This is a genomic window from Nocardioides psychrotolerans (assembly GCF_900113685.1).
GTDB classification, from domain to species: domain Bacteria; phylum Actinomycetota; class Actinomycetes; order Propionibacteriales; family Nocardioidaceae; genus Nocardioides; species Nocardioides psychrotolerans.
Window position 1 is genome coordinate 399,101 of sequence record NZ_FOQG01000002.1, and the last position, 25,556, is coordinate 424,656.

Sequence of the window (25,556 nt, forward strand, 5' to 3'; positions counted from 1 at the left end):
CGGGCTAGATCCGGGCGCCGTCGTCGTCGGGGTCGCGCGGACCGCTGGGCATCTGGGAGACCAGGTAGAGAAAGCCGCCCACGAAGGCCCCAACGAGGGCGTAGGCGATCAGCTGGGGCAGGTCGATCCCGAGGACCAGGCAGATCAGGAGCACGGTGGGCGAGCCGAAGATCCCGATCCAGGCCGCCATCCGGTCCTTGGAGGTGGTGGGCACCGGCGGGGGCGGCGGCGGGACGAAGCGGTCGGTGCTCCAGTCGGAGTCGACGGACTCCTCGTCCCACGACGAGGCCGGGCGTGGCGCCGGCCGCGGTGGCTCCGGATCAGGCTCGCGCCGGGGCTCCGGCTGTGTTCCAGGCTGGGTCCCTGGCTGGGACCCGGACTGGGGATCCGGGTCGAGGTCAGCGCGGTCGCCGAAGTTCTCGACGATCGAGCGCCAGGCGTCGTCCTCGTTGTCGCGCTGCACGTCTCGAGGTTACGCCGAGGTGGTGCGGGCGATGAAAGCGGCGGACAGGTCGAAGATCTGCTGGGCGTCGTTGTCCAGCGTGGCGACGTGGTAGCTCTCGGTCAGTGGCACGACGGTGACGTCGCGCGAGGAGACCTTGCTGGTGATCAACGGCTGCGAGGCCTCGTCCACCACATGGTCCTCGGTGGAGCGCAGGTAGAGGAGCGGCGCAGTGACCTTGGGCAGGTCGGCGACCAGCGGTGGCCAGGCCTGCATGAGGGAGTGGACCGCCTTGAGCGGCGTGCGGGTGTAGCCGTGCTCGTCCATGCCCGGCTTCTTGATGTCGTTGGCAAGGCCGGGGAACGACGGCACCAGGTGCTTGAGCACCGGGAGCAGCTTGACGTCGAGGCGCTTGCTCGCGACCGCGGGGTTGACAACCACGACCCCGGAGATCTGGTCGGCGTGGTCGGCGGCGAGCCGCAGGACCAGGGCGCCGCCCATCGAGAGACCGCCCACGACGACCGCGTCGTGCTCGAGGCAGAGGACGTCGAAGGCTCGGGTGAGCTCGCCGTACCAGTCGTCCCACGTCATCGTGTTGAGCTCCTGCCACGTGGTGCCGTGACCCGGCAGGCGCGGCACCGACACGCCGTAGCCGAGGGAGCCGAGGTGCTCGCCCCAGGGCTTGATGGAGGCAGGCTGGCCGGTGAAGCCGTGGCTGAGCAGGACGCCGATGCGGCGCCCGCCCGTCAGCTCGGGGCGCGCCTCGATGGTCAGGGGCGAGGCGAGGGGGTGCAGGTTCATGGCGCCGATTGTGCCTCACCACAGTGGTAGGTGAGCGCGCCGTCAGGCACTAGGGTTCGAAACGTCGGGACCACTCCCGGGTCGGCGATGGGGAAAGGCGCTTCGTTGTTCTACTGGTTCCTCAAGTGGGTGGCCATCGGCCCTCTCTTGCGCGTGGTGTTCCGTCCCCAGGTCGAGGGCTCCCAGCACGTCCCCGAGGAGGGGCCGGCGATCCTCGCGAGCAACCACCTCTCGTACGCCGATTGGCTCTTCATGCCGTTGACGCTCGCGCGGCGGGTGACCTTCGTGGCCAAGGCGGAGTACTTCACGACGCCTGGCATCAAGGGCTGGTTCCAGAAGCAGTTCTTCTCCGGCGCCGGCCAGGTGCCCATCGACCGCTCCAGCGGCTCGGCCGCCGAGGGCGCGCTGTCGTCGGCCACGCGGATCCTGGGCGAGGGCGACCTGTTCGGCATCTACCCCGAGGGCACCCGCTCCCACGACGGCAAGCTCTACCGCGGCAAGACCGGCGTCGCCCGCCTCGCCCTCGAGACCGGGGTCCCGGTGATCCCGGTGGCCGTCGTCGGCACCGACGTGGTGGCGCCGCCGGGCAAGACCTTCGGCTCCTTCACCCGGCCCGTCGTGCGCTTCGGCAAGCCGCTCGACTTCTCCCGCTACGCCGGCATGGAGAACGACCGCTACATCCTGCGCTCGATCACCGACGAGATCATGTACGAGATCATGCGGCTCTCCGGCCAGGAGTACGTCGACATGTACGCCGGCCGCGCCAAGGAGGAGTCCAAGCGGCTCGAGGCGGAGGCCAAGGCGCTGGCCGCCGGTCAGGCCGACGGTCAGGCTGGGTCGATCACGCCGCCCGACGGCGACGAGCAGACCAAGAAGGCGTCCTGACCCAGCTGCGGCTCTGGTCACGGCCGGCCCTCGACGTCGAGGACCGGCTCTTCCGGGCGCTGGGCATCCTGCGAGTCGTCCTCCTCGTCAACGCGATCGGTCTCAACGCCTACCGCGCCGACAACTTCGTGCGCCCCGCCGCCGGGGCCTTCTGCGTGCTGGTGATGGTGCTGTGGACCGGCACCGCCCTCGTCGCGTACGCCGACCCGGCGCGCCGCCGCCCGTGGTTCCTCGGCCTGGACCTGCTCGTGACGCTGGGGCTGCTCGTAGCCTCCCCGATCGTCAAGGGTGAGAGCTTCAACGCCACGGTCCCCGGCTTCTGGGTGATGTGCGCGCTGCTCGCCTGGGCGGTCCGCTACCACTGGCAGGGCGGGCTGCTCGCTTCGGTCCTGGTCGCCGGCACCGACCTGCTGGTCCGCGACGAGATCAACCAGACCAACTACGGCAACACCTTCCTGCTGCTCATCGCCGGCCCGATCGTGGGCTTCATGTGCGAGTCGCTCCAGATGATGGCCAAGGAGCGCGACAAGGCGCAGCGGGCGGCCCTGGCCGAAGCCGAGCGGGCCCGGCTGGCGCGGGCCGTGCACGACGGCGTGCTCCAGGTCCTGGCGCTGGTCCAGCGCCGCGGTGCCGAGCTCGGCGGGGAGGCGGCCGACCTCGGTCGGTTGGCCGGCGAGCAGGAGCAGGTGCTGCGCACGCTGATCCGCTCCCAGGACGCGGTGTCATCCTCCTCGGAGTCTGCGCACGCGGTGGGCGACCTTGCAGCGGCGTTGGGGGAGCTGGGTGCGCGACCACACGTCAGCGTCGCCACTCCGGGCACCGTCGTCGAGCTGCCCGCGGCCGTGGTGCGCGAGCTCGTGTCCGTCGTGGCGGCCTGTCTGGACAACGTGGTCGTCCACGTCGGCGCGGCCGCGTCCGCGTGGGTCCTCCTCGAGGCCTTCCCCGACCGGGTGGAGATCTCCGTGCGCGACGAGGGCCCCGGCATTCCCGCCGGGCGGCTCGAGGCAGCGGCCGCCGAGGGGCGGCTCGGGGTGAGCGAGTCGATCTGCGGCCGCGTCACCGACCTCGGCGGCACGGCCGAGCTCTCGACCGGCCCTTTCGGCACCGAGTGGGAGCTCGTCGTACCGCTGGAGGCGTTGTGACCGACCTGCGGCAGGCGTGAGTGCCGAGTCGGCGCGATGTCGCAGCGGGAGCGCTCGCCTGACACATCGCGCCGACTCGCGGAGTGGTCCCTAGGCTCGGGGCGTGACCATCCACAGCACGCACCCCTTCGCCGACGCCGAGCCAGACCCGGTTCGGCGGCTGCGGGGGCGGCTCGGGGGAGCGGTCAGCCTGTGGACCGCGGGCGAAGGACGTGAGCGCGAGGGGCTGACGGTCACGTCGCTGATGCTGGCCCACGGCGAGCCCGCGCACGTGCTGGGTCTGCTCGACCCCGACTCCGACCTGGCCGATCGTCTCGTCGCGGTCGGTCGCTGTGTGGTCCAGCTCCTCTCCTGGCCCGACCGCGACCTCGCCGAGGCGTTCGCCGGGACGGCACCCGCGCCGGGTGGCCCGTTCCGGATGGGGGAGTTCGAGCAGACGTCGTGGGGTCCGCGGCTGGCCTCCGTCACTGCGTGGGCCGGTTGCACCCTCGTCGACTCCCGCGAGGTCGGCTGGTCCGTCGAGGTCACCTGCCGCGTGGACGAGATCTCGGTCGGTGACGAGGACGCGCCGCTGTTGCACCGGCGAGGACGGTTCCTCCGCCTGGACTGAAGGGCCCGTTGCTGGTCTGGTGGGGCCGCCGGATCCGACACACCTCAGTTCGTGTGTCCCTGCCAGCGCTCCAGCGCTTTCTGCGGCACACGACCCGAACGGGCGCGACCGGTGCCAGGCGCCTGATGATCTCGTCTAGGGTCCAGCCATGGACTCGGACACCGACCAGCAGCCGATCCGCGTGATGGTCGTCGACGACCACCCGATGTGGCGCGACGCGGTCGAGCGCGACCTGCAGGCTGGCGGCTTCGACGTGGTGGCGGTCGCGGCCAACGGCGCCGAGGCGGTCGCGCGGTTCCCCGCGGCCCGGCCCCAGGTCGTCGTGCTCGACCTGCAGATCCCGGCGCCCAACGGTGTCGAGGTGACGGCGGAGGTGCTGCGCCACGACCCGTCGGCCCGGGTGCTGATCCTGTCGGCGTCGGGGGAGCAGACCGACGTGCTGGAGGCGGTGAAGGCGGGCGCGACCGGCTACCTGGTCAAGTCGGCGTCCCGCGAGGAGCTCCTCGACGCCGTACGACGGGTGGCGCGCGGCGACACCGTCTTCACGCCCGGGCTGGCTGGTCTCGTGCTCGGGGAGTTCCGTCGGCTCTCCGACCCGTCGGCCGCCGAGGTCGACCAGCCGCAGCTGACCGAGCGTGAGACCGAGGTGCTCAAGATGGTCGCCAAGGGCATGTCCTACAAGCAGATCGCCGACCGTCTCTTCCTCTCGCACCGCACCGTGCAGAACCACGTGCAGAACACACTGCGCAAGCTTCAGATGCACAACCGTGTCGAGCTCACCCGCTGGGCGATCGAGCAGGGGCTCGACGAGGAGTGATCGACGAGTGACCCTCACGCACCCCGCGCCGGGTGCGGCACCCCGCCGGCGGGCGAGGCGTCGACGAGGTCGTGCTGCACGCCGTACCTCCTGCGCAGGCGGGTGTCCTGCTTGACCCGGTAGCGCTCGCCGCGCCGCGCCCGAGGCCCGAGCAGGGGGGTGATCCGGTCCAGGCCGGAGTTGAGGCGGCCCAGCACCGGGCCGGTGCGCTCGAGCAGTCGCAGCGTCCGCGCAGCGGCCGGGATGCCGAGCTCGTCGGCCAGGTCGTCGCCCAGGAAGAGCCGCTCGAGCGCGTGCACCACCGGCGGCGCGATCGTGCGCAACCGGGACGGTCGCGAGGGCAGGAGCTCCTCGATCTCGGCGACCAGGAACTCCCGGTTGATGCTCGCGACCAGGTCGCGGCAGAAGTCGTCGACGGGAGGCCGGGTCAGCAGGTAGATCTCCTCGAGCCGCTCCTGCTCGGCCCGGTCGGTCGGCAGCAGGGCCTCGTCGATGCCGAGCAGGTGGCCGAGGTAGCGCCAGCGGGCGTAGGCGGCGGCCTCCTCGTGGGGGAGGTAGGGCGCCCCGATGGTGCGCAGCCCGCGCAGCGGGATCAGGGCGAACTCCACGAGCGTGTAGGCCAGGTAGGACTGGCAGATCGGCAGTCCCCAGGCCGGCAGGTCCCAGGCGGGGTCGTCGCGCAGCGCCGCACGGACCAGGGCGTGGATGACCCGGACCCGCACGGTCAGCTCGAAGCCGACGGAGAAGCGCTCGAGCCCGCCGCTGCGGGTCACCTCGACCAGCCACGAGCTGACCTCGATCGTGCGCGCACCGGCGCTCTCCACGTAGCGCCCCGTCATCGCCAGCGGCCGGGACGCCGCGGCGTTGGCGTAGCCGCTGACCAGGGAGGCGGCGCCGAGGACGATGCCCGACTGTCGCGTGTAGCGCCCGATGTGCGCGCTGGCACGGTCGATCGCCGCCAGGTCCACCCAGGCCGGGGGGTCGTCGAGCTGGGCGAAGAGCGCGCGCAGGCTCGCGGGTGCGTCCGGCACGGCGTCGATCCCGTCGCGGCAGGCCTGGCGCAGCAGCCTCATCGCGCGGCCGTGGCCGAGCGTCGCGAAGTCGGTGACGAACGCATCGGCCAGGTCGTCACCCCGCCACATGCCGTCGACGTACGTCGTGGCGAAGCCGCCGAAGCGTGCCTCGGCTTCCGCGAGGTGCATCACCGTGCTGGGCGGCTGCGGTCGTCCGGCCGGTCGTCTCGTCGGGGTCGCTGCCATCATGGAAGCATAGAAGTGAAAGACCCTCACCTTCCATTCACTTCTTGGTGCTCCGCACGCGCGGACGATTCGGAGGACGGACATGGCTCAGAAGCAGCGGATCCGCCCGTCGCAGACCCGGGCGGTCCGGATGCGGCGCGACCTGCTCGACGCCACCCTTCACCTCCTGGCGACCGACGGGGCGGAGCGGTTGACGACCACCGCGATCGTGGAGCGGGCGCACGTCAGCAGCGGCACGTTCTACCGCTACTTCAACGACAAGGCCGAGATCCTCGGGGTGCTGCGCGACGAGGCCGTCGAGGCCATCTCGACCGACCTGATGGCGGGGGTGGTCCGCGCGCTCGACCACGACCTCGACGGGGGCGTCCACGAGATCGTCCTCACCCTGGTCGACGCCTTCGAGCAGCACCGCGCGGTGATCCTGGCGATGGTCAACGCGATGCCGGCCGGCAGCAACGCCAACATCCTCCCGGAGGTCGAGTCCCGGCTCTTCCAGCTCGCCTCGGTGCTGCCGCGTCGCCACCTGCCCGACCTGTCGCCGGAGCGGATGGAGGCGGTGGTCTTCATGACGATGGGTGTGCTCGTCTCGACCTGCCTGCGGGTCGCCCTGATGCGCCCGCAGGCGGTCAACCGCGACGAGGTCATCGACATCACCGCCGCGATGATCACCGCGGGACTCCGGGCCGGCTGACCCGACGCTCGATCTATGCTCGGTGCGTGTCGATCCGCGCCTACCTCGCGCACCTGGGCATCGAGGAGCCCCTCCCGCCGACCCTGCAGTCGCTACGGCTGCTGCATCGGCGCCACGTGGAGCAGATCCCCTACGAGAACCTCCAGATCATGCTCGGCCGGCCACCGTCGGTCGACCCGGCGTCGAGCCTCACGCGCGTGGGCGAGGTCGGCCGGGCGGGCTACTGCTTCCACCAGAACGCCGTCCTCGAGCTCGTGCTGCGTGACCTCGGTTTCACCGTCGAGCGTCGCCACGGTCACGTCTGGATCGACCCCGAGCAGCGCACCGACCCCTTCCTCAACCACCTGGTGCTGGTCGTCTCCGGTCTGCCCACCGACGACAACCCCGACGGGGACTGGTGGCCCGACGTCGGGCTGGGCGAGGGCTTCCTCGAGCCGCTGCCGCTGGTCGCCGGCGAGTTCGTCGACGGGCCGCTGCGCTTCGCGATCACCGAGGTCACCGCGGAGGGTTGGTCCTTCCGCAACGACCCGAGCGGCACCTTCACCGGCCTCGAGGTGACGCAGGCCCCCACGGACCCGATGGCCATCCTCGACGCCCACGCCACGCTCTCGACAGCACCCGAAGGCGTCTTCTCCCGGATCCTGGTGGTCCAGCGCCGCGACCCCCTCGGTGCCGACACCCTGAGGGGCTGTGTCCTCGCCCGTGTCGACGCCGAGGGACGCCGCACCACCGACCTCACGTCGTACGACGAGTGGCGCGGCGCGCTGGTCGGGCTCGGGTTGTCGCTGGTCGGGGTGGAGGAGGCCGACCTGCGGGCGCTCTTCGACCGGACTCTGGTCGCCCACGAGCAGTGGGTGGCGGCGGGGCGGCCGTGACGTTCCGCCCCGCGGTGGCCGGCGACGCGACCGGCTTGCGCGACCTGGAGCGCGAGGCGAACCTGGTGGGGCTGGCGCACGTCTTCCCGGCTGCGGACTTCCCCTTTCCCGACGACGAGGTGCTGGAGCGGTGGAGCCGCGTCCTGGCCGAGCCGGGCGTGAGCGTCGAGGTGGTCGACGGCCCGGAGGGGGACGGCCTGGACGCCTTCGTCGCCCATGACGCGACGACACTGCGGCACGTGGCGGTCCACCCGCGACGCTGGGGGACCGGCCTGGCACGACGCGCCGTCGTCCGGGCGGCGAGCGCGATCTGGGCGGGAGGGCACGAGCCGCGGCTGTGGTGCCTGGCGGCCAACGACCGCGCGCTGGGGCTCTACTTCCATCTCGGGTGGGAGCCCACCGAGGTGGAGCGACGCTCCGAGTGGACGCCCTACCCGGTCGAGCGCGAGCTGGTCCTGCGAGGATCGGCCGATGTCTGAGGAGCTGCTCGCGATCGCCGACGAGATCTATGCGTTGACGTTGGCGGAGTTCACACCGGCGCGCGACGCGCGGGCCAAGGCGCTCAAGGGTTCCGACCTCGCCAAGGCCGTCAAGACGCTGAAGAAGCCGTCGCTCGCCGCCTGGATCGTCAACGTCCTGGTGCGCCGTGACCCGGACCAGGTCGACCAGGTCCTCACCGTCGGCGCCGCCCTCCGCGAGGCCGCTGCCGCCATGTCCGGGGAGCAGCTGCGTGCCCTGACCCGCCAGCGACGTCAGGTCACCGCTGCCGTCACGCAGCAGGCGCGGTCGCTGGCGACCGAGTCGGGGGTCAAGGTCACCCAGGCCGTGACCGACCAGGTCGAGGCGACCCTCACCGCCGCGATGCTCGACCAGCGCTGCGCCCAGGCCGTGCGCAGCGGGCTCCTCGTCACCGCGATCACCACAACCGGCGTCGACGAGGTCGATCTCGGTGGTGCGGTCGCGCTGCCCGCCGCCCTGGGCTTCGAGGCCAGCCCCGTGGCCTCACCCGACCCCGACTCCGACAGCGACCCCGACGCACCCGCCGCCGGCACGCGGCCCGACCTGCACGTCGTACCCGACCCTGAGGCGGAGGTGAAGGCCCTCGCCGCCGCCCAGGAGGCGCTGGACGAGGCGGAGGAGCAGGTGAAGGGCGCGCGTCAGGCCTACGAGGAGACGGTGTCGTCCCAGACCGAGCTCGAGGCGCGCTCGATGCAGCTGCAGGCCGAGATCGACGAGCTCAAGCGACGCCTGGCCGACCGCGAGGAGTCGGCCGACGAGGTCGACGACGCGCTCGGTGACGCGGAGGATGCCCGCACCGAGGCCTACGCCGAGCTCGAGGAGGCCACCGCCACACGCGACGCCGCGGCCGCCGAGGTCGAGCGCCGCACCACCTAGCGAGCCGCGCCTAGACCGCGGCCCAGCCCTTCGAGCGCGCCACCGCGTCGCGCCACCGGGCGTGGGCGGCATCGGCGGAAGGCCGGTCCCCGGAGGGCTCGAAGCGTCGGTCGAGCTGCCAGGTCTCGCGCAGGTCGTCGGTGGAGGACCACAATCCGGTTCCGAGTCCGGCGAGGAACGCCGCTCCCAGCGCCGTGGTCTCGACGAGCTTCGGCCGCTCGACGGCCAGACCGACCTGGTCGGCCTGGAGCTGGCAGAGCAGGTCGTTGGCCGACGCGCCGCCGTCGACCCGCAGCGAGGCCAGCCCGGCCCCACAGCTCGGCAGGGTGTCGAGCACGTCGCGCACCTCGAAGGCGATCGCCTCGAGCGTGGCCCGCACGAGGTGGGCCCGTGTCGTGCCCCGGGTGATGCCGATGATCATGCCGCGGGCGTGCGGGTCCCAGTCGGGGGCGCCGAGCCCGGTGAGGGCCGGCACGAAGACCACGCCCTCGGTGTCCTCGACGGTGGCGGCGATGGCAGCGGTCTCGGCCGCCGAGCCGACGATCTGGAGCCCGTCGCGCAGCCACTGCACCGCCGCTCCGGTCACGAAGATCGCGCCTTCGAGGGCATAGGTCATCTCGCCCGACGGTGAGCGCCACGCAGCCGTCGAGAGCAGGCCGGCGTCGGAGCGCTTCAGGGTCGAGCCGGTGTTGGTGAGGATGAACGATCCGGTGCCGTAGGTGCACTTGGAGTCACCCTCGTCGAAGCAGGTCTGCCCGAAGAGCGCCGACTGCTGGTCGCCCGCGATGCCCGCGATCGGCAGCGACAGGTCCAGGAACGACCGCGGGTCGGTGACCGCGAGCTCGCCCCAGTTGGCCACCAGCTCCGGCAGCGCGTCGCGGGGCACGCCGAACAGGGAGCACAGCTCGTCGGACCAGTCGCCGGTGGTCAGGTCGAAGAGCAGCGTCCGACAGGCGTTGGACACGTCGGTGACGTGGTGGAGGCCGCGGGTCATGCGGGCGACGAGGTAGGAGTCGACCGTCCCGACGGCGTACCTCCCGGACTCGACCAGTGCCCACGTGTGCGGCTCGTGCTCGGCCAGCCACATCAGCTTGGTGCCGGAGAAGTAGGGGTCGAGCCGCAGCCCTGTCAGCTCAGCGACGCGTTCCTCGTGCCCGGCGTCGCGCAACCGCGTGCAGATGTCGGCCGTCCGGCGGTCCTGCCACACGATCGCCCGACGGGGCGATCCGAGGGTCTCGCGGTCCCACAGCACGATCGTCTCGCGCTGGTTGGTGATCCCGACGCCCGTGATCTCCGAACGGTCGACCTGGTGGAGAGCATCGCGACACGCCTCGAGCGTCGCCTGCCAGATCTCCTCGGGCGCGTGCTCCACCCAGCCCGGCTTCGGGAAGTGCTGCGCGAACTCCTGGTAGCCCTTCGCAGCGATACCTCCGTCGGGCGTGACGACGACCGCGGTCACGCCGGTCGTGCCGGCGTCGATCGCGAGGATGCTCACCGCTCGCCTCTCACGATCGCCAGCACCCGCTGGTCGATCCACTCCAGCTGGGGCGACACCCGCATCTCGTAGTTCTCCGTGCCGACCCAGGTGTGGAAGTCGGGGTGGCCGTGCGTCTGGGCGAAGGCCTCCAGCTCGGCCTCGAGCTCGGGCGTCACCGCGACCTGCTCGTCGGGGGTCGAGGCGGTCAGGTAGAGCACGTTGAGGTCGAGCAGCCGCGTCAGCTCCTCGATCGGTGCGACGTGGTCGTCGACGCGCAGGTCGGTGTCGATGTCGTCGCCGCCGGCATAGCCCGCCTCGTCGCGTACGACGAGCAGCGCGGCCGACTGTCGCCCGCGCTTGTCGCCTCCCGCAGCGTCACCGGCCGCTAGCGCGGCCAGCAGTCGCTCGGCCAGGGGGGACTCGGGGTCCGAAGCGAGCCACGCCAGCTCCATGTCCTCCACGACCGCCGAGCCGGCCAGGCAGTTGCCCTGGATGGCGTAGCCCTCGCCGGTGACCCCGCCGGCCCACTCGATGCACGCATGCCCGGTGTGGGAGGCGGCACCGCCGTCGACGTCGACGATCCCGACCTGACGGTCGTCGCGCCCCTCGTCCTCCTCGAGCAGCCGCTGCAGCGCCACTGAGGCGGTCGCCCCCTCGTCGAGGTGGGCCAGGGCCAGGCCCTTGTAGGCGACGTTGGCGTCGGCCTGGGTGGCGATGGCGCCCACCTGGGCGACCGCGGCCGGGACGACGGCGCCGACGGCGAGGAACTTCGAGGCCACCGCGACCCCCCAGGACTCGGTGTCGGCGGAGCGGGCGACGATAGAGAAGGTCATGCGCGCGACACTATCCATCCTGGCAGTGGGCAGGCTCCTGCCGTGCTCGACGATCCCCCGCCAGACCCGTCTGGGCTCCTTCTCCGCCGCGCTGCTGGTGACCTTCGCCACCTGAGAGCAAACGTGGCTAGGGTGGGCGCGCCCCATGTGAACGTTCCAAGCCCCACCCGTTGCCGGTCTCCTCGCCCGGCTCACCCAGGAGGTCCCATGCGCGTCGGAGTGCTCACCGGAGGCGGCGACTGCCCCGGCCTCAACGCCGTGATCCGGGCGGTGGTCCGCAAGGGCGTGGCCACCCACGGCTTCGAGTTCGTGGGCTACCGCGACGGTTGGAAGGGTCCGCTCGAGGGCGACACGATGCAGCTGGGCATCCAGGAGTGCCGCGGCATCCTGCCCCGGGGCGGCACGATCCTCGGCTCCTCGCGCACCAACCCCTTTAAGATCGACGGCGGCGTGGAGCGCATCAAGGACAACCTCGCGAGCAACGGCGTCGATGCCCTGATCGCGATCGGCGGCGAGGACACCCTCGGCGTCGCCACCAAGCTCGCCGACCTGGGCGTGCACGTGGTGGGCGTGCCGAAGACGATCGACAACGACCTCTCCGGCACCGACTTCACGTTCGGGTTCGACACCGCGGTCAACATCGCCACCGAGGCCATCGACCGGCTCCACACCACTGCCGAGTCCCACCACCGGGTGCTCGTCGTCGAGGTGATGGGCCGTCACGCCGGCTGGATCGCGCTCCACGCCGGCATCGCCGGCGGCGCCAGCGCCGTGCTGATCCCCGAGCAGCCCTTCGACATCGAGGCGCTCTGCGAGCACGTCGAGACGCGCTTCAAGACCAAGTACGCCCCGATCATCGTCGTCTCCGAGGGCGCGGTCCCGCAGGAGTCCGACGGCGAGCACGGCATGACGATGGTCTCGGGGGAGAAGGACGCGTTCGGTCATGTCCGCCTCGGCGGCATCGGCGACCGGCTCGCGAGCGAGATCGAGCACCGCACCGGCAAGGAGGCCCGCGCGGTGGTGCTCGGGCACGTCCAGCGCGGCGGCACGCCGACGGCGTTCGACCGCTGGCTCGCGACCCGCTTCGGCCTCCAGGCCGTCGACGCGGTCGCCGACGGCGACTGGGGCACCATGATGGCGCTGCGCGGCACCAAGATCATCCGGGTCCCGCTGGCCGAGGGCACCGCCGAGCTGAAGCTCGTCAGCCCCGAGGAATACGCCGAGGCGCAGGTCTTCTTCGGCTGATCGCTGACGTCCGGCGCAACGCCGGGGCGCCTGGTGGCCACATCGACCCGGCGGGTATTGGGTGTGCAGCACTGTCCCCTCCTCCGCAGGAGCACGCGATGACCAGCACCGACGTCGACGTCAACGGCCCCGAGCCCGACCTCCAGCGGGTGATGGGCCCGAAGCTCCTCCTGCTCTTCATCGTCGGCGACATCCTGGGGGCCGGCATCTACGCCGTCACCGGCGAGATGGCCCTCGAGGTGGGCGGCATCGTGTGGGTGCCGTTCGTCGTGGCCTTCGCGGTCGCCACGTTGACCGCGCTCTCCTACCTCGAGCTGGTCACGAAGTTCCCCCAGGCGGCAGGTGCGGCGCTCTACACGCACAAGGCCTTCGGCATCCACTTCGTCACCTTCCTGGTGGCCTTCGCGGTCATCTGCTCCGGCATCACCAGCGCCTCGACGGCCGCCAACCTCCTCGGCACCAACCTGCTGACCGGCCTCGACGGGCTCGGCGTCGGCGGCATCGACCCGGACAGCAGCACCGCGATCACGGGGGTCGCCATGGGCTTCATGGTCCTGCTCGCGCTGATCAACCTGCGCGGCGTCGGGGAGAGCGTGAAGTTCAACGTCTTCCTCACGCTCGTCGAGATGCTCGCGCTGGTGATCGTCATCGTGATCGGCTTCGTGGTGATCTCCCGCGGCGACGGTGACCTGGGCCGGATGGTGGTCTTCGAGAGCGGCTCCGAGCGCGGGCTGTTCCTCGCCGTCACCGTTGCGACCGCGATCGCGTTCTTCGCGATGGTCGGCTTCGAGGACTCCGTCAACATGGTCGAGGAGACCAAGGACCCCGAGCGCATCTTCCCGCGGGTCATGCTGACGGGCCTGGGGATCGCGGTGCTCTTCTACGTGCTGGTCTCGATCTCGGTCGTGGCGGTCATCCCGGAGGGCGAGATCGAGAAGGTCATCGCCGACGAGGGCAAGGTCCTGCTCAACGTCGTCAGGACCGGCGCGCCCGGCCTGCCGATCGACGACGTCTTCCCGTTCCTGACCGTCATCGCGGTCGCCAACACCGCGCTGATCAACATGCTGATGGCCAGCCGCCTGCTCTACGGCCTGGCCAACCAGGACGTCCTGCCTCGCAGCCTGGGCAAGGTGCTGCCGGGCCGTCGTACGCCCTGGGTCGGCATCCTCTTCTCCACCGTCCTGGCCCTCGGCCTGATCGTCGCGGTGACCTTCCTGGCCGACACCTCGGTCATCTCCGCGCTCTCGGGCACCACGGCACTGCTCCTGCTGTGCGTGTTCGCGGTCGTCAACATCGCCTGCGTGGTGCTGCGTCGTGAGCCCTCGGGGGCCTTCTCCGCGCCCACCTGGGCGCCCTACGTCGGCGCGGTGGCCTGCCTGTTCTTCGTCGGGCCGTGGGCGCGGGACCGCGACGACTGGATCCAGTACCAGGTCGCCGGCGGCCTCGTCCTGCTCGGCATCGTGCTGTGGGCGGCCACGTGGGCGACCAACAGGGGCGTGCGGGCGAAGAAGACCGGCTTCCGCGACATCGAGCACCTCGAGGACTGAGCCGCCCTGTCCGCGCGTGGTCGACGAATCGGGCGGGCGACCCCGCGCGCGTAGGCTTGACCGGTGAGCAGCAACGTCCCCGACCTCTCCGCCCTGCACGCCCTCGGGCCGGCCCAGCAACCGACCTACGCCGATCGAGCGGCCGTCGACGAGACGGTCGCTCGGCTGCGCACCATGCCGCCCCTGGTCTTCGCGGGGGAGTGCGACGACCTGAAGACCAAGCTGGCCGCCGTGGCGCGTGGCGAGGCGTTCCTGCTCCAGGGCGGTGACTGCGCGGAGACGCTGTCCGGCGTGACCGCCGACAACGTGCGCAACAAGCTGCGCGTGCTGCTCCAGATGGCCGTCGTGCTGACCTATGCCGCGTCCGTCCCGGTGGTCAAGGTCGGTCGTCTGGCGGGTCAGTATGCCAAGCCGCGCAGCTCCGACCTCGAGACCCGCGACGGCGTCACGCTGCCGGCCTACCGTGGCGACGCCGTCAACGGCTACGACTTCACCCCGGAGTCGCGCGTGCACGACCCGGCGCGGCTGCTCGACGTCTACAACGCCTCGGCCGCGACGCTCAACCTCGTGCGGGCGTTCACCACCGGTGGCTACGCCGACCTGCGTCAGGTCCACGCGTGGAACACCGACTTCGTGCGTGACTCGCCCGCGGGGCAGCGCTACGAGAAGGTCGCCCACGAGATCGAGCGGGCGATGGCCTTCATCGCCGCGATCGGCGCCGACCCCGACGAGTTCCACCGCGTCGACTTCCACTCCTCCCACGAGGCCCTGGTGCTCGAGTACGAGCACGCGATGACCCGCATCGACTCGCGCACCCAGCAGCCCTACGACGTCTCGGGCCACTTCGTGTGGATCGGCGAGCGCACCCGCCAGCTCGACAACGCCCACGTCGAGCTGCTCAGCCACATCCGCAACCCGATCGGCGTCAAGCTCGGCCCCACGACCAGCGCCGACGACGCGCTGGCCCTGGCCGACAAGCTCAACCCCGACAACGAGCCGGGTCGCCTGACGTTCATCACCCGCTTCGGAGCCAGCAGGATCCGCGACGGACTGCCCCACCTGGTCGAGAAGATCACCGCCGAGGGCATCAACGTGGCCTGGGTGTGCGACCCGATGCACGGCAACACCTTCGAGGCGAGCTCGGGCTACAAGACCCGTGCCTTCGACGCCGTCATCGAGGAGGTCCAGGGCTTCTTCGACGTCCACCACGGCCTCGGCACCTGGCCCGGCGGTGTCCACGTGGAGCTCACCGGCGACGACGTCACCGAGTGCGTCGGCGGCAGCGAGGAGCTGCTCGAGATGGACCTCGGCAACCGCTACGAGTCGGTGTGCGACCCGCGCCTCAACCGGGTCCAGTCCCTCGAGCTGGCGTTCCTCGTGGCGGAGATGCTGCGCCGCGAGACCCCCGCGACGCCCGCCCAGCCCTGATGGGGACCGGCGCGATGATCGACCTCCGCAGCGACACCGTCACGCGGCCCACCGCGTCGATGCGCGCTGCGATGGTGAGCGCGGAGGTCGGCGACGACGTCTACGGTGAGGACCCGACGGTCGCGCTGCTCGAGGATCGGGTGGCCGGGCTCTTCGGTCACGAGGCGGCGTTGTTCATGCCGACCGGGTCGATGGCCAACGTGCTCGCCGTACGCTCCCTGGTCGCGCCCGGCCAGGAGGTCCTCTGCGAGTCGGCCGCCCACATCGCGCGCGCCGAGCTCGGCGCCCACGGGGCCTACAGCGGGGTCACCATGCGCACCTGGCACCACCCGCGCGGCCAGGTCGACCTGGCGATGGTGCGGACCCTCTTCGCCCCCGACATGGGGCCGTTCTTCGTGCGCACCGCGGCGATCTCGGTCGAGAACACCCACAACTTCGCCGGCGGCGCGGTCCTGCCGCTCTCCGACCTGCGCGACCTGCGCGACTTCGCCACCGGCGTCGGTGCGTCGATCCACATGGACGGCGCCCGCATCTGGAACGCGCACGTCGCGACCGGCACGCCCCTGCGGGACTACGGAGCGATCGCGGACGTCATGGCCGTCTGCCTGTCCAAGGGGCTCGGTGCGCCGGTCGGCTCGCTGCTGGTCGGCAGCCGTGACACGGTCGCCGAGGCCCGCATCTGGCGCAAGCGGATGGGCGGCGGGATGCGCCAGGTCGGCATCCTGGCCGCAGCCGGCCTGCACGCGCTCGACCACCACGTCGAGCGGCTCGCCGACGACCACGCCCACGCGCGGCTGCTGGCCGCCGCGTGCGGGGTCGACCCCGACGGCGTCGACACCAACATCGTCGTCGTACCCCGCCCTGACGCCCCTGACTTCGTGCTCCGGGCCGCGGACGCCGGTGTCCGCGTCGCCACCGTCGGTCCCACCACGGTCCGCCTCGTCACCCACCTCGGCGTCACCCGCGCCGATGCTGAGGTGGCGGCCGGGTTGCTCGCGGGGCTGGTCTGAGCGCGCGTCGAGTGACGCGAAAAGCAGGTCGTAGGGCGCTCTGGACATGCTCAACGCGTCACTCGACGACGGCGGCGGCCGGTGAGCCCACCAGCGCCAGGTCGCTGATCGCGGTGTAGTCACGCGCCGAGCGGCCGGCGCCGGGCGAGCTCACGCTGACCAGGCGCAGCGTGACCGTGCTCGTCACGACGGGCTCGATGTCGAGGGTCTGCATCGTGCGGGTCTCCACGAGCGACTGCGCCACGGTTGTGCCGTCGTCGAAGGTCCACTCGACGGCCAGGACACGACGGTTGCCTCGATACCAGTTGAGCGGGCCGGAGTCGGCCTCCGAGGTCTTCGCATAGCCGTTGACCAGCCCGACCCGGCTCAGCGTGGTGGGACCGTCGAGGGTGAGCGTGATCGTCTGGCCCGAGGCGTCACCGGGGGTGCGCCAGCACGTCGTGCGCACGTCGTCGAGCAGGTTGCGCGCCTCATAGCGGACCTGGTTGCCGTCGACGTCCTGGTTGGGGGGCGCCGTGCCGGGCACGGTCGCCGTCGCGAAGCGGGCGACGTTCTCCGGCGGGCCGGGGGCGGCCGGGGTCTCGGTCGGGCTCAGGGTCTCGGTGGGGGTGGGGGTGGGTGTCGGTGTCGGGCTGGCTGCCTCGCTCGACGGCGTGCTCGACGGCGTGCTCGACGGCGTGCTCGCCCGGGAGCTCGCAGTGGCCGGCTCACGGTCGGCCTCGTCGTCACCGCCGGTGAGCAGCAGGATCCCGCCCAGGCCAGCGGTCAGCAGCAGCGCCAGGGCCACCAGCGCCCAGGGCAGCCAGGCGGGCCGTCGGCGCGGGTCGCGGTGGTGCCCGCGCAACGGCGGCAACGGCGGCAACGGCGGGGGACCGCTCGGCAGCGGGCCCGGTCGACCGACCTGGTCGGCGTACAGCGGGAAGCGCGGCTGCTGCGGCGGCTCCAGCACCGGCGGGGGTGCCCGTGGCGCGGCGACGGTCGGCCCGGTCGGGTCGAGCACGGCCGGTCGCTCAGCGGTGTCGGTGCCCCACGACCGGTCCACAGGGTCCACCGGGTCCACGGGCAGGCCGCAGTTGATGCAGAAGCGACCCACCCCCAGCTGGTGGCCGCACTGGGCACACGTCTCCACGACCGTCACCCTAGCGGCGGGTCAGCGGGGGTAGGGGCGGTCCGGGGGTGCATGGATACCCGGCCGGCCGGGGAAGTCGGCGCTTGTCCGCCAATCCCCCCGGGCAGTTCACCGGCGTCGGGACCAAGCTGAGCGTGAGCCCGGCCTCGACGCCGGCGAACTGCCGACGGTCAATGCAGCCCGGACCGACACAGCCCGGACCGGGCTCAGACGGTCCGGATCCGCTCGCCGGCGTCCACGCGACCGACGACCGGCGGCAGCTTGCGGACAGCGGTGGCGAGGTCGCGCAGGTCGTTGCCCAGCAGCGCCTGGGGCCCGTCGCACAGCGCAACCTCGGGCTCCGGGTGCACGTCGACGATGATCCCGTCGGCGCCGACGGCGATCGCAGCCCGCGACAGCGGCACCACGAGGTCCTTGCGGCCGGCGGCGTGGGAGGGGTCCACGATGATCGGCAGGTGGCTGGTGGCCTGGACCACCGGCACCGCCGAGATGTCGAGGGTGTTGCGAGTGGCCGGCTCGAAGGTGCGGATCCCGCGCTCGCAGAGGACGACGTCGAGGTTGCCGCGCTGGGCGATGTATTCGGCCGCCATCAGCCACTCCTCGATGGTCGCGGTCATCCCACGTTTGAGCAGCACCGGCTTGCCGGCGTCGCCGGCGGCCTGGAGCAGCCCGAAGTTGGCCATGTTGCGGGTGCCGATCTGGAGCATGTCGGCGTGCTCGGCGACGATCGGCACGTCCCGCGCGTCGACGACCTCGGTGACGATCGGCAGACCTGTCGCGGCCCTCACATCGGCGAGGATCTCGAGGCCGGCGACACCCAGCCCCTGGAAGGCGTACGGCGAGGTGCGCGGCTTGTAGGCCCCGCCCCGCAGGATCGTGGCCCCGGCGGCCTTGGCCATCAGCGCTGCCTCGAGGGTCTGCTCGGCGGTCTCGACCGCGCACGGGCCGGCCAGGAAGGTGAACGTGTCGGGACCGATCGGCACCTGGGCGCCGGGCTGCCCGACCCAGACCGTCGAGCGGCCGGCGTGGTGCTGGCGGCTGACGAGCTTGTAGGGGTCGCTGATCCGGTGCACGTCGGCGACACCGCGCAGGGTGCGCAGGTTGAGGTGGTGGAACGACTCGAGGTCGCCGACCAGGCCGATGATGGTCCGGACCACGCCCTTCGAGACGAAGGCCTCGCCCCCGACGGCCTCGACCTTCTCGACGACGTGCGCGACGTCCTCGTCGGTGGCGTCCGGTGACATGACGACGACCATGGTGTTCCTTCTCTCTGGATGCGTGCCCGACCCCGGTCCGGCACGCAGAAACGCCCCGGTCGTGGCCGGGGCGTTGGTGGGTGTGCGGCGCGTCTAGACGGCCCGCACGGGCAAGCCCGGCAGGTGTCCAAAGAAGTACGACGGCGTCACGATCAGGATTCTAGCCCTGCGCGTCCACCGCGTCGGGACGTCGCTCACACCGCGAGATGCTGGACCTCGCCCTCGATCTTGCGCCGGGGACCCGCCTCGACCACGAGCATCGCGCCGAGCACCATCGCCCCGCCGAGCACCATGCGCATCGTCATCGACTCGCCGCCGAGCAGCACCGCGAAGAACGCCGCGAAGACCGGCTCCATGCTCATGATGATCGCGCAGCGGGTCGGCGGCAGGATCGACTGGGCCCAGGTCTGCCCGACCAGGGCGGCGGCGCCGGCGAAGACCGCCATGTAGACGATCGAGACCCAGTCCCGGGTCTCGCTCGGGAGCACGATCCCATCCGGCGCGGTCGCGACGAGGCAGACCGCGGCGATGACCATGAGCTGCACGATGGACATGCCGAGCGCCTGTCCGGGCGCGGACCAGGCCCCCAGCCCGACGATGTGGAGCGCGTAGAGCGTCGCGGCCACCAGCGTGATCGCCTCGCCGTAGCCGATCGAGAAGCCGTTGAGGGTGAGCACCCCGAGGCCGGCTGCCGCGAGCGCCACGGCAGCCCAGGTGAGTGCGGTGATGCGCGTCCTGAGTAGGACGGCCGCGAAGAGTGGCGTCGCCACGACGTACATCCCGGTGATGAAGCCGGACACGCTTGCCGCCGTGTGTGCCAGGCCCGCGGTCTGGAGGATCTGCGCGACGCCGTAGAGCACCCCGAGCACGATCGCGTGGCGCCGCGACTCGGCGGAGAGCCGGGACACTGCTCGGGGCGCGACGAGGAGCATCACGGCGCTGGCGATCGCGAAGCGCACCGCGAGGAAGTCCAACGTCGGCACCCGGTCGAGCAGGTCCTTGATCAGGAAGAACGTCGATCCCCACGTCGCGGTCATCGCGAGGAGGGCGAGCGTGGCGAGCAGCGTCGTACGACGTGGGGTCGTCATCGACTGGCCAGCGCGCGCAGCGTCTCCGCACCGAGCGCACCGAGCGCGTCGGCGCTCGCCAGGGCGCCGGTCACGAGGCCGTTGCCGACCAGGACGTGGGTGCCGATCGGGTTGCGCATGGTGCTGACGCTATCGCCCGGATCCGGGTGGTCGGTCGGGAGGTGGGTGGGTGTTGGTGGGTGCTGGTGGGCCTCAGCCAGAGCCCCACGAGCCCCACGACCCTCAGTCGCGCACCTGCCACGGCCGCATGATCCCGCTCCGCTCGAGCAGGTGCCCGCGAGCGTCGAGGACGGCGGTGCCGATGGTGAAGGGTGTGGGGGAGACCCGCAGCAGCGCTGGCATGCCGCCGGGGCGTGACTCCCAGAGCCGGCGCCGCCCGGACGCGTCGTCGGACCGGATGTCGTAGTCGCGCAGCGTGAGGCGCATCCGGTTCTGGTAGACGTCCGCGACGAGGTAGTTGGTGAGGCCGAACGCGAAGAGCCCGCCGTGGGAGAGCTGGAGGACTCCGTCGCGGTGGATGGCGGTCACGTCGTGCACCTCGCCGGAGAGGTAGAGGTCGACGCCGTACTGCTTGAAGAGCTGCCAGAGCTCGGAGCTGCGGCCGCCTTCGTAGTGCAGCCCGCTCGAGCCCCGCTGCCGCACCGGCCCCACGATCGGCGTGTGGCCCTGGACCACGATCCACTGCACCCCGTCGTGGCGGGCGTCGCGCAGCACCCCCTCGAGCCAGCGCAGCTGCTTGAGGTCGAGGCGGACCCGGGCGCGCTCGTCAGTGATGTCGAAGACGTTGAGCGTTACCATCTGCAGCTCGGGCTGCGGGCGCCACGCATAGGCGGTGAACTCGTGCTGTGAGCCGCGCGGGCGGTTCTGATAGCGGGGGGTGCCGTCGGCCAACCGGGTGAAGCGCGAGGCGAACTCGCGCTCGAAGAGGGGCGCGAGGCGGCGCTTGTCGGGACCCCAGTCGTTGTCGCCGAACTCGTGGTCACCCATCGCGAGGTGGGCGAGCATGCCGCGCCGGGCGAAGCGCTCGACCCACTGCGGGTAGTAGGTCGCGGCGGCCCGTCGCAGGGAGGCACGGCGCTGGGCCTCGGTGTCGCCGGCGCCGAAGTTGCCCGACCGGTCCTGGCGGGTGCCCCACCAGCCCTCGACCAGGTCGCCGGCGACCAGCACCTGGTCGGCGTCGAGCGACTGCCAGTCGTCGAGGATCGTGTCGAGCGCGCGCTCGTAGGCGGGGTTGGTCGAGTTGGTCGTCGCACCGCGGCGCCCGGGTCGCCAGGAGCTCGGCCCCTGTGCGAGGTCGCCGACGTCGGCGTTGAGGAAGTCGGGGCTGGACAGGAAGCGGAAGCGCACCTCAGGACGCGCGTTGCCGAAGGTCACACGCTTCGCGGGGAGCGTCGTACGCCGCCCGTCGACCGACACGCTGGCCCCCACCCGCTCGCCCACACCACCGTCGATCGCGGCGGCGAAGACCACGGTGCGCCGTCGGGTCTGCGGGCTCACCCGGCAGGTCAGGTCGCGGCCGTCGGAGGAGATGAAGGAGTAGCGCCGCACCAGGACGCTGGGGCGGCACCCGGTGGGGATCGCGGTGAGACGCGCGTTGGTCAGCCGGACCCGGAGCAGGGCGTCACGGCCGCGAGTGCGCGGCACGGCGACCCGACCGCGCACGATGCTGTTGGTCTCGACGAAGAGCGACGACGAGCTCCAGGCGGCCCGGGGAGCGGCGCCGGCACGGCTCTCGGCAGCAGGTGCGACGGCACCTGAGCCGAGCGCGCCGGTCAAGGCCGCCGTCACCAGGGCGAGGACCAGTCCCCATCGGGCAGCACGCTGCCGCCATCTCCCCATGAGCATGGGTGGGATTGTCACACGAGGTTGAGGGTGATCGTGCTGCCCTTGGGGATCATCTCGCCCGCGGACGGGTCGGAGCTGAAGACGAACTCCAGCCCGATGTAGCTGCTGCCCCGCACGATGTCGACCACGAAGCCGAGCGCCTCGAGCTCGTCGACGGCCGACTGCACGGGTGAGGCGCGCACCTGAGGGACCTCGACCAGCTCGGGTCCCTTGGAGACCACGAAGCTCACGGCGTCACCACGGAAGAGCGTGCCGCTCCGGGGCTTCTGGGAGATCACACCGCCCTCGGGCACCTGGTCGTCGAACTCCTCCGAGGTCACGGTGGCCACAAGACCCCGCTTCTCCAGGGCCTCGAGCACGTCGCCGATGTCGTCGCCGATCCAGCTGCCGACCCTGATCGGCTGACGGCCCTTGCTGACGACCAGGTCCACGGAGGCGCCCGGGCGCAGCGTGGTGCCGGACGCGGGGATGCTGCGCAGGACCGTGCCCTCCGGTGCGGTCTCGGAGAACTTCAGGACCGTCTCGTCGTAGGCGAGCTTGCGCTCGAGCAACGCATCCTGCGCCTCGTCCTCGGTGAGGCCCATGAGCTTGGGGACGTCGTAGCGCTCCTTGCCGAGGCTGAGCGTGATCGTGACGGTGCCGTCCTCGAGGATCCGTGAGCCGGCCGTCGGGTCGGTCTCGATGACCTGGCCCACCGCGACGGTCTCGGAGTAGGCGGGGTCGGTGTAGTCGAAGGCCAGCCCCGCGGTGTCCAGCCTGGTCTCGGCCGCGGCCTGCACCATGCCGATGACGCCGGGGGTGGTGGTGTAGCGCGCCCAGCCGAACCAGTAGGCGCCGGCGCCGCCGGCCAGCGCCAGCACCAGGGCCAGCACGAGCAGGATCGGGCCGCGCCTGGAACGACGTGGTCGCGTCGGGCGGCGCTGCGGGCGTGGAGTGGCGGGGGGACCGACCGGCGGTGGCTTGGCCGCGGGGTAGGTGACCGTGTGCTCCGGGCCGGAGCGCGCCATCAGCGCGGTCATCTCGGCCTCGTCCCACATCTCCGGGGCGGTGTCCCCGCGCCCGGTCTCGCCCGCGTCCTCTTCCTCCCAGGCGCGGGCCAGCATCAGCGGCGTCAGGTCGGCGGTGAGCTCGGGGTCGTCGCGCACGCCGTGGGCGAGCGCGTTGCTCACCCGATGCACCTGGTGGAGCAGCACGGAGGCGTCCGCCGGTCGCAGCCCGGGCTCACGGGAGGTGGCGCGGGCGACGAGCGCGTCGACGTACGGCGGGAGGTCGGGCACGAGCGCGGAGGGCGGCGGCACGTCGTGGTGAACGTGCTTGTAGGCCACCTGGATGGGGGTCTCGCCCTCGTGGGGCTTGACCCCGGTGAGCAGCTCGTAGAGGACCACCCCGGCGGCGTAGACGTCGGCGCGCGCGTCGGCGGAGCCGGCGACCACCAGCTCGGGCGCGAGATAGGAGACGGTGCCGATCAGCACGCCCGACGTCGCGGTGTGCTGGGTGTCGGCGCTGACGGCCTTGGCGAGGCCGAAGTCAGCGACCTTGATCCGGCCGTCGTCGGCGATCAGGACGTTCTCGGGCTTGACGTCGCGGTGGACCAGACCGGCGCGGTGGGCCGCCGCGAGCGCGGAGAGCACCGGCTCCAGCAGCGCGAGCGCCTTGGCCGGCGACATCGGGCTCTCCTTGGCGATGGTGTCGCGCAGGGTGTGGCCGGGCACCAGCTCCATCGCGAGGAAGACGGTCCCGTCGTCGGCGCCCTGGTCGTAGACGGCGACCACGTTGGGGTGGGAGAGGCGCGCCGCGGCCCGGGCCTCGCGCACGAAGCGGGCCGCGAACTCCTCGTCGTCGCCCATGCCCGGGTGCATGATCTTGACCGCCACGGTGCGCTGGAGGCGGGTGTCGGTGGCCTCGTAGACACTCGCCATGCCGCCGCGCGCGATGCGGGAGCCCATGAGGTAGCGGCCCTCCAGGAGGCGGCCGGTCATGGGGTCGGTCGGGGAGGGGACATGCCGATCTGAGCTCACAGCGACCCTCCTGCGGCCGGACGGGGAAGGATCCGGAGGTCTGATCCTACGGTCGCGACCGCGCCAGGGTGCGTTCACGCGGCTCCGGCGTGGCGCGGGCGCGCCCATTTCGGCCCGGCCGCCCGGGGTGGAAGCATGGGGGTCATGAGTGAACCCCGACTGGCAGACCACGACCTCGCGGCGCTGGTCCCCGACTGGCTCGACTGGGCCGAGGCCGCCGCGCAGCTCGACGTGACCGTCGGCAAGGTCCGCACGATGATCCGCGACCACGAGCTAGCCGCCGCCGTGCCATCGCCCGAAAAGGGCCAGAAGGTGCCCGCTGCCTTCATCCAGGACGGTTTCCCCGTCAAGGGGCTGCCGGGGCTGCTGACGATGATGCACGACAACAAGTACGATGACCGCGAGATCATCGCCTGGCTCTTCCTCGACCAGGACCTGCCGGGCAGCCCGATCGACGCGCTGCGCGAGAACCGCGGCACCGAGGTCAAGCGGCGCGCACAGGCGATGGCGTTCTGACGCCGTCGGCCCTGACGCTGCCATGACCCTGAGCCGCACCACCCTGCGTACCGTGGGGATGGTCGTCCTCACCGTCGTCGTCGCCGTCGCGCTGTTCCTCCTCGGGGACACCGACGGGCCCGCGCCCTCCTCCGTTCCTGCCGTGTCCGGGGCTGTGTCCCCGTCGTCGATGTCGTCGGCCGGGGGCGAGCCCGGGCCGGAGTCCGGGGACGTCGACCCCGAGAGCGGCCTGACGTGGGTCGAGCTCGAGGACCTGCCCGGCGTCGCGCAGGACGTGGTCGAGGACATCGAGCAGGGCGGACCGTTCGTCTGCGAGAAGGACGGCTCGACCTTCGGCAACTACGAGGGCGTGCTGCCCCAGCGCGAGCGCGGCTACTACGCGGAGTTCACCGTCATCGACGACTGCTCCCGCAACCGCGGTGCCCTGCGGATCGTCGCCGGCGACGCCGACGAGCTCTACTTCACCGACGACCACTACGACTCCTTCGACCGGGTGCTCCCGGACCAGGGATGAGCGGGCTCGAGGCACTGCTCGACGGCCTCCTCGCCCCGGGCGTCCACCGCCTCCACCCGTCCTACGACGTCGGGGGGCTACGGCCGGTGGTCGAGCACGCCGGCTGGCGCTGGGCCCATCTGGACGGCTGGACGCGGGAGACCAAGGGGGAGGTGCTCCATGGGCTCGGTGAGGTGCTCGGCTTCCCGGAGCACTACGGGCGCAACCTCGATGCGCTGGCCGACTGCCTCGACGACATCTGCGACGCGACCGTGCTGGTCTGGGAGGGATGGGGAGCCTTCGCGGTCACCGACGAGCCGACCTTCGCCGTGGTGGTCGAGATCCTCCGGCGCCGGACCGGTCGGAAGGGCGCAGCCGCCTTCAGCGTGCTGCTGACCGGCGCCGGCCTCGACCTCGCCCTGCCCGAGCTCGACTAGCTGGCTGGCCGGCGGGCTGGCGGGTCGCGGCTCGCAGTCGGACGTACGCATGTGCCGAGGGACGACCGTTGCTGAGCGTGATGACCAGCGCTCCGGGTGGAATGAGTACGTCTGACTACGCGGCGCCGGACCATCAGCGGCAACAGCACGCTTCATGAGGCAGCCCTGAGGCTGGAGCGGCGCTGTCCAGGCATCGCTCGCAGACGACCCGACTTGGGTGCGCGGTGACTGTCGGGTCGTCGACCAGCACGACTGAGCACGCTCTCACGTCGTCTCCATGGGCGCAGAACAGGCTGGCGTCCGAACTACATCGTGAG

General features: G+C 71.7%; 26 protein-coding genes. 15 read left to right on the forward strand and 11 right to left on the reverse strand.

The window, feature by feature from the left end:
- Positions 1–4 precede the first annotated feature (4 nt).
- Together BM204_RS04085 and BM204_RS04090 are read right to left on the reverse strand one after the other, a co-directional pair.
- A complete protein-coding gene (locus BM204_RS04085; protein ID WP_091110589.1) occupies positions 5–463 on the reverse strand; it encodes a hypothetical protein in 459 nt (152 codons plus the stop codon).
- 9 nt (positions 464–472) lie between these two features.
- Complete coding sequence (locus BM204_RS04090; protein ID WP_091110591.1) at positions 473–1,243, reverse strand: alpha/beta hydrolase; 771 nt, start codon at positions 1,241–1,243, stop codon at positions 473–475.
- A gap of 87 nt (positions 1,244–1,330) precedes the next feature.
- Here BM204_RS04090 and BM204_RS04095 point away from each other — a divergent pair, with 87 nt between their 5' ends.
- From BM204_RS04095 to BM204_RS04110, 4 genes are all read left to right on the forward strand, one after another.
- The gene (locus BM204_RS04095; RefSeq protein WP_091110592.1) at positions 1,331–2,128 is read left to right on the forward strand and encodes a lysophospholipid acyltransferase family protein; all 798 of its coding nucleotides are present in this window, start codon (positions 1,331–1,333) and stop codon (positions 2,126–2,128) included.
- Positions 2,129–2,133: 5 nt separating this feature from the next.
- On the forward strand, positions 2,134–3,270 hold the full coding sequence (macS, locus tag BM204_RS04100) for a MacS family sensor histidine kinase (protein WP_091110737.1): 1,137 nt from the start codon (positions 2,134–2,136) through the stop codon (positions 3,268–3,270).
- A 103-nt stretch (positions 3,271–3,373) separates the two neighbouring features.
- Positions 3,374–3,880 (forward strand): flavin reductase family protein, encoded by a 507-nt coding sequence (locus tag BM204_RS04105; protein ID WP_091110594.1) that lies wholly within the window; start codon positions 3,374–3,376, stop codon positions 3,878–3,880.
- A 148-nt stretch (positions 3,881–4,028) separates the two neighbouring features.
- Complete coding sequence (locus BM204_RS04110) at positions 4,029–4,697, forward strand: response regulator (RefSeq protein ID WP_091110595.1); 669 nt, start codon at positions 4,029–4,031, stop codon at positions 4,695–4,697.
- Positions 4,698–4,711: 14 nt separating this feature from the next.
- On the opposite strand, the gene BM204_RS04115 is transcribed toward BM204_RS04110, so the two are convergent.
- On the reverse strand, positions 4,712–5,956 hold the full coding sequence (locus tag BM204_RS04115; RefSeq protein WP_170259073.1) for an oxygenase MpaB family protein: 1,245 nt from the start codon (positions 5,954–5,956) through the stop codon (positions 4,712–4,714).
- A gap of 82 nt (positions 5,957–6,038) precedes the next feature.
- Between BM204_RS04115 and BM204_RS04120 the strand changes: the two genes are divergently transcribed.
- From BM204_RS04120 to BM204_RS04135, 4 genes are read left to right on the forward strand one after another with little or no spacing between them, the layout of a single operon-like run.
- Positions 6,039–6,647, forward strand: a complete 609-nt coding sequence (locus BM204_RS04120; protein WP_091110598.1) for a TetR/AcrR family transcriptional regulator — start codon at positions 6,039–6,041, stop codon at positions 6,645–6,647.
- Between the two features lie 26 nt (positions 6,648–6,673).
- The gene (locus BM204_RS04125; protein ID WP_170259074.1) at positions 6,674–7,522 is read left to right on the forward strand and encodes an arylamine N-acetyltransferase family protein; all 849 of its coding nucleotides are present in this window, start codon (positions 6,674–6,676) and stop codon (positions 7,520–7,522) included.
- Positions 7,519–8,001, forward strand: coding sequence for a GNAT family N-acetyltransferase (locus BM204_RS22515; RefSeq protein WP_170259075.1), 483 nt, complete (start codon positions 7,519–7,521; stop codon positions 7,999–8,001). Before BM204_RS04125 ends, BM204_RS22515 begins: the two co-directional genes overlap by 4 nt.
- Positions 7,994–8,917, forward strand: coding sequence for a coiled-coil domain-containing protein (locus BM204_RS04135; RefSeq protein ID WP_091110602.1), 924 nt, complete (start codon positions 7,994–7,996; stop codon positions 8,915–8,917). Before BM204_RS22515 ends, BM204_RS04135 begins: the two co-directional genes overlap by 8 nt.
- 10 nt (positions 8,918–8,927) lie before the next feature.
- Here BM204_RS04135 and glpK read toward each other — a convergent pair whose 3' ends face one another.
- The gene (gene glpK / locus BM204_RS04140; RefSeq protein WP_091110603.1) at positions 8,928–10,412 is read right to left on the reverse strand and encodes a glycerol kinase GlpK; all 1,485 of its coding nucleotides are present in this window, start codon (positions 10,410–10,412) and stop codon (positions 8,928–8,930) included.
- Positions 10,409–11,227 (reverse strand): DUF1028 domain-containing protein, encoded by an 819-nt coding sequence (locus tag BM204_RS04145; RefSeq protein ID WP_091110605.1) that lies wholly within the window; start codon positions 11,225–11,227, stop codon positions 10,409–10,411. Before BM204_RS04145 ends, glpK begins: the two co-directional genes overlap by 4 nt.
- A gap of 207 nt (positions 11,228–11,434) precedes the next feature.
- Between BM204_RS04145 and BM204_RS04150 the strand changes: the two genes are divergently transcribed.
- From BM204_RS04150 to BM204_RS04165, 4 genes are all read left to right on the forward strand, one after another.
- Complete coding sequence (locus BM204_RS04150; RefSeq protein WP_091110606.1) at positions 11,435–12,472, forward strand: 6-phosphofructokinase; 1,038 nt, start codon at positions 11,435–11,437, stop codon at positions 12,470–12,472.
- 98 nt (positions 12,473–12,570) lie between these two features.
- Complete coding sequence (locus BM204_RS04155) at positions 12,571–14,019, forward strand: APC family permease (RefSeq protein ID WP_091110608.1); 1,449 nt, start codon at positions 12,571–12,573, stop codon at positions 14,017–14,019.
- A 63-nt stretch (positions 14,020–14,082) separates the two neighbouring features.
- A complete protein-coding gene (locus BM204_RS04160; protein WP_091110610.1) occupies positions 14,083–15,447 on the forward strand; it encodes a class II 3-deoxy-7-phosphoheptulonate synthase in 1,365 nt (454 codons plus the stop codon).
- Positions 15,448–15,461: 14 nt separating this feature from the next.
- Complete coding sequence (locus BM204_RS04165) at positions 15,462–16,457, forward strand: threonine aldolase family protein (protein ID WP_091110741.1); 996 nt, start codon at positions 15,462–15,464, stop codon at positions 16,455–16,457.
- A gap of 58 nt (positions 16,458–16,515) precedes the next feature.
- Here the strand turns inward: BM204_RS04165 and BM204_RS04170 are convergent, their stop codons facing one another.
- From BM204_RS04170 to pknB, 6 genes are all read right to left on the reverse strand, one after another.
- Complete coding sequence (locus BM204_RS04170) at positions 16,516–17,586, reverse strand: NADase-type glycan-binding domain-containing protein (RefSeq protein ID WP_143099648.1); 1,071 nt, start codon at positions 17,584–17,586, stop codon at positions 16,516–16,518.
- A 206-nt stretch (positions 17,587–17,792) separates the two neighbouring features.
- Positions 17,793–18,830: a 3-deoxy-7-phosphoheptulonate synthase gene (gene aroF, locus BM204_RS04175; RefSeq protein WP_246165904.1), complete on the reverse strand. Its 1,038-nt coding sequence runs from the start codon at positions 18,828–18,830 to the stop codon at positions 17,793–17,795.
- A gap of 206 nt (positions 18,831–19,036) precedes the next feature.
- On the reverse strand, positions 19,037–19,930 hold the full coding sequence (locus tag BM204_RS04180) for a DMT family transporter (protein WP_091110615.1): 894 nt from the start codon (positions 19,928–19,930) through the stop codon (positions 19,037–19,039).
- The gene (locus tag BM204_RS23140) at positions 19,927–20,049 is read right to left on the reverse strand and encodes a hypothetical protein (protein WP_256215524.1); all 123 of its coding nucleotides are present in this window, start codon (positions 20,047–20,049) and stop codon (positions 19,927–19,929) included. Before BM204_RS23140 ends, BM204_RS04180 begins: the two co-directional genes overlap by 4 nt.
- A gap of 103 nt (positions 20,050–20,152) precedes the next feature.
- Positions 20,153–21,775 carry a metallophosphoesterase family protein gene (locus BM204_RS04185; RefSeq protein WP_091110617.1) on the reverse strand — a complete coding sequence of 541 codons (1,623 nt, stop codon included), beginning with the start codon at positions 21,773–21,775 and terminating at the stop codon, positions 20,153–20,155.
- Positions 21,776–21,786: 11 nt separating this feature from the next.
- The gene (pknB, locus tag BM204_RS04190) at positions 21,787–23,754 is read right to left on the reverse strand and encodes a Stk1 family PASTA domain-containing Ser/Thr kinase (protein ID WP_218031138.1); all 1,968 of its coding nucleotides are present in this window, start codon (positions 23,752–23,754) and stop codon (positions 21,787–21,789) included.
- A 183-nt stretch (positions 23,755–23,937) separates the two neighbouring features.
- Between pknB and BM204_RS04195 the strand changes: the two genes are divergently transcribed.
- Genes BM204_RS04195 through BM204_RS04205 form a run of 3 tightly spaced genes read left to right on the forward strand, consistent with a single transcriptional unit; the run spans position 23,938 to position 25,239 of the window.
- Positions 23,938–24,309 (forward strand): Rv2175c family DNA-binding protein, encoded by a 372-nt coding sequence (locus BM204_RS04195; protein ID WP_091110742.1) that lies wholly within the window; start codon positions 23,938–23,940, stop codon positions 24,307–24,309.
- A 22-nt stretch (positions 24,310–24,331) separates the two neighbouring features.
- A complete protein-coding gene (locus BM204_RS04200) occupies positions 24,332–24,823 on the forward strand; it encodes a guanyl-specific ribonuclease (protein WP_091110620.1) in 492 nt (163 codons plus the stop codon).
- Complete coding sequence (locus BM204_RS04205; protein WP_091110622.1) at positions 24,820–25,239, forward strand: barstar family protein; 420 nt, start codon at positions 24,820–24,822, stop codon at positions 25,237–25,239. Before BM204_RS04200 ends, BM204_RS04205 begins: the two co-directional genes overlap by 4 nt.
- Positions 25,240–25,556 lie beyond the last annotated feature (317 nt).